The following is a 3,837-nucleotide window of genomic DNA, read 5'->3' as shown; positions in this document are numbered from 1 at the left end:
AACCGCATGCAGCAGGAGATCGATGCCTTCTTGCTGACCGATCACGCCCACATAGCCGACAAGGTGAGCGCGGGTCTTTTTCAGTTCGGGCCTGGGCGGCAATATCTCCATGCGCTTGAGGTCGGGTCCCGACCGCACCACGAACACGCTGTCCGGCGCCATGCCGCCGCGATCGATGGCGATGCGCCGATAGGAGCCGTTCGTGGCAATGGACACATCCGCCGTCTTGAAGGTCAGTCGTTCGAGCCACACGAGCAGCTTCCAGAAGATGTCGCGCCGCCCGAACTTCGCCTCGTAGAGCTCCGGGTTTATATCGTGATGGTCGAACACGAAGCGTGTACCGGCCAGGAATTTGAACAGCCCGCCGATGAGAAAGATCGTATCCGGCGGGTTGCAGGCGTGGATGACGTCGAACCCGCGGCTGAAGAAGACGCGGAACGCGAGCCAAAGCTCGAAGACCAGCGCCGAGAAATACTCCAGCGGATAGGCGAGCACACCCTTCGCCTCGATGGGCAGCGGATGCCGGAAGATGTGGATGCCTTCGAGCACCTCATAGGCGCGCTCCGCGCCCTTGCCTTTGGGACAGATCACGGAGACGTCGTAGCCCGCGCGTTTCAGCGTGCGAGCCTGCGACCACACCCGCCGGTCGAACGGCACCGGCAGGTTCTCCACGATCATCAAAACGCGACGCGGCCTCATGCGCACGCCGCGCGCCTTACCAGTTGATGCCGTCATAGCGGTCGCCGAGATTGTTGGTGCCGCCGAGGCGGACGAGATCGATGAGGCTTGGTGGGGGCCGACACGCGACGGTACGTCCGCGAATTCCTCCGCGTTGTTGCCGATGATTACGACTTCGCCATGCGCAAGCGCCTCGTCGAGACTCTCGACCATGATCTGATTGATGTGCGGAATCGCATGCTTGATGTAATCGCGATTCGCGCCGGTCAGCGCCGCGAGATTGACACTCCGGTCATAGAGGCGGAGATCGTAGCCCTTGCCGATCAGCCGCTCGATCAGCTCGATCTGAGGACTCTCACGAAGATCGTCGGTGCCCGCTTTGAAGCTGAAGCCGAGCACGGCGATCTTCCGGCGTCCGAGGGCCATAACGCGCTTCGCAGCGCGGTCGATCTGGACCGTGTTGCTCGGCATGATCGAGGAGATCACCGGGATGTCGAGATCGAGGCTTTTGGCGAGATGCGCGATTGCGCGGGTGTCTTTCGGCAGACATGAGCCGCCAAAGGCGAAGCCCGGCTTCAAATAGGCCGGCGAGATATTGAGCTTGGTGTCGCGGCAGAAGAGGTCCATGACCTCGTGCCCATCGATGCCAACCTCTTTGCAGACATTGCCGATCTCGTTGCCGAAGCAAACTTTCAGCGCGTGCCAGACATTGGCGGTGTATTTCACCATCTCACTCGTCTCGATGGACGTCACGACGAGTGATGCGTCGATACCGGCATAGAGTTCGGCGGCCTGGCGGCCCGCCGCTTCGTCGCCGGCGCCGATCACGGTTATCGGCGGGTTGTCGAAATCCTTGATGGCGCTGCTCTCGCGCAGGAACTCCGGATTGTGAACGACGGAGAAATCCTGAACTGCGCGCTTGCCCGAGGCACGTTCCAGGGCGGGCAACACGATGTCGCGCACGGTTCCCGGCAGCACCGTCGACCGTAGCACGATGAGATGCCGATCATCCTTCTGAGCCAAGCTTGTGCCAATCTGAGACGAAACCGTCTCGACGGCATCGAGGTTCAAACTCCCGTTGGCACGGCTCGGCGTTCCCACGCAGACCATGGAGACGTCCGTGTTGTGGACGGCATCCTCGACGCTCGACGTGGCCCTGATGCGCCCCTTGCGGACACCCTCGACCATCAATGTCTCGAGCCCCGGTTCCACCACGGGCGCCTGTCCGGCGTTGAAACTCTGGACTTTCGAGGGGTTGGTATCGACGCCGACGATGTCGTGACCATTGCGGGCGAGACAGGCGGCCGAGACCGCGCCGACATAGCCCAAACCGAACACACTAATTCTCATTTTGGTTTCCCGTGCCGTGCTGAATTCGACGGGAAACTGGCAAGAGCTGTGCCACCCGAAACGGCACGCCCTGCAATCGCAGCCAAGCCGAGCGCATCCGCGCACGACGAAGCCATGGCATGTGCTTTGCACTCATCGTGATGCCTCGCGGGAATGACCCGCGCATTAAGAGGGCGTTAACGATGGTTCAAGACGCGCGCGCACGAATGACGCCAAGCACCGCAGGTGCCCTGGTTGAGCGGAGCTTTGCCCCGTTGGGCCCGGCGCGGCCGGACGAGTCCATGCTGGACCTGGTTGGGCTCATTGAAATACTGCGACGCAAGTTTGCGCTCATCGCAATCACCACCGTGATCGTGGTGGCAATCGCCGCGGCCTACGCCTTCCTGGCCACGCCGCTCTATACGGCCACGTCCAAGATCCTGATCGACGCGCGCGAAAAGAACACGCTGGGTACGGAGGTTGTTCCGTCGGGACTCGGTACGAAGCTCAGCGATAATTTCGCGCTGGTCGACAGCCAGGTGAAGATCATCATGTCGGACGCGGTTCTCGCTCCCGTGGTTCGGTCGCAACATCTCGACACGGATCCGGAGTTCGGCGCGCGAAAGCCCGGCCTCCTTGCCAGCGTGGTCTCGAGCATCACAGGCCTTTTCAAGCCATCTGGCACCGCAACGGCGAACGACGATCCAAATGAGCGCGCCCTTCTGATCCTTGCGAAGCAGCTCGAGGTTTCGCGCGACGATCAAACCTATGTCATCGATATCTCCGTTTCCTCCATCGATCCCCTTAAGGCGGCCCGTCTGGCACAGGCGGTTGCCGAGGCATACCTGACCGATCAATCCGACGAGAAGGTCTCGACCTCGGAACAGGTCAGCTCCTTGATGGACGGGCAGCTTGCAGCACTGCGCGACCGTCTCCTCAAGGCGGAGAACGACGTGCAGCAGTTCCGCGCAGAGCATGGCCTCCAGGAGGCAGGTGGCGACTTGCTCGACACCCGCCAGCTGGAAGCGCTGAACGAGCAACTGGCCTCCGCAAAGTCCGACGTCACGCAGAAGCAGGCCAAGCACCAGGAGGTGCATCTCCTGCTCGACAATGACATTGAGCCGGAGATGATTGGTGAAGCCGTTGGCTCGGACACGGTTTCCCGCTTGCGCGAGCAATACGCCATCGCCGCGCGCCGGGAGGCTATTCTCGGCGCGGAACTCCTGCCATCCCATCCGCAGTTGAAGCAAGCCCGTTCGGAAGTCGAGCGCTTGCGTGGCTCATCCGCGCCGAGGTGGAGCGCATCGCCAAAGCGGTCGATCTCGACTACGCCATGGCAAAGCGCCGGCTGGCCGCGGCGGAGACAGCCCTCGCCGCTTCGCGCGAACATGCCAATACGAATGACAGCGCCCGCATCAAACTGCGCGAGCTGGTTCGCGAGGCCGACAGCACACGCTGGGTCTACGAGAACTTCCTACGCGCGTGAAGGAGATCGACGAGGCGCAAGAGATTTACACGGCCGACGCGCGCATCATCTCGCCCGCGTCGATCCCCGAGGATCCAAGCTGGCCGAAGAAGCGCTTGATCCTGGCGCTCGCCCTTGTGTTCGGCTGCGGCCTCGGGGGCTCACTCGCTTTGGCGACGGAGCATCTCAATCGCTGCATCCATACAGGAACGGAATTGCGCGGCGCAACCGGGCTCAAGTCGCTCGTCACGATTCCCGCCCTCAGCGGCGGACGGGGTCGTGTGGCCGGCCTTCTCGGGAGTTCGCCGAAGCGGGCAAGCTTCTACGATGTGGTCGTCGAAGTGCTCGAAGGCGGCGCGCGCTCG

General features: G+C 62.3%; 3 protein-coding genes and 1 pseudogene. 3 read left to right on the top strand and 1 reads right to left on the bottom strand.

Going from position 1 to position 3,837, the window contains the following annotated elements; translation table 11 throughout:
- Positions 1-2,028 (bottom strand): nucleotide sugar dehydrogenase (locus AUC71_RS22340; protein WP_204376694.1); only part of this gene is annotated, 2,028 nt, incomplete at its 3' end.
- A 119-nt stretch (positions 2,029-2,147) separates the two neighbouring features.
- On the opposite strand from AUC71_RS22340, the pseudogene AUC71_RS22675 reads away from it, so the two are divergent.
- The 3 genes and pseudogenes from AUC71_RS22675 to AUC71_RS19445 all read left to right on the top strand — a co-directional run.
- Positions 2,148-2,531 (top strand): annotated as a pseudogene (locus tag AUC71_RS22675) (Wzz/FepE/Etk N-terminal domain-containing protein); the annotation flags it as partial.
- A 770-nt stretch (positions 2,532-3,301) separates the two neighbouring features.
- Positions 3,302-3,493, top strand: a complete 192-nt coding sequence (locus tag AUC71_RS19450) for a hypothetical protein (RefSeq protein ID WP_069624071.1) — start codon at positions 3,302-3,304, stop codon at positions 3,491-3,493.
- A partial coding sequence (locus AUC71_RS19445; RefSeq protein ID WP_280139304.1) for a GNVR domain-containing protein occupies positions 3,490-3,837 on the top strand: 348 nt, incomplete at its 3' end. The genes AUC71_RS19450 and AUC71_RS19445, both read left to right, overlap by 4 nt.

This window comes from Methyloceanibacter marginalis, from assembly GCF_001723295.1.
Lineage (GTDB): Bacteria > Pseudomonadota > Alphaproteobacteria > Rhizobiales > Methyloligellaceae > Methyloceanibacter > Methyloceanibacter marginalis.
This window is presented reverse-complemented; position numbering and strand designations above follow the sequence as displayed.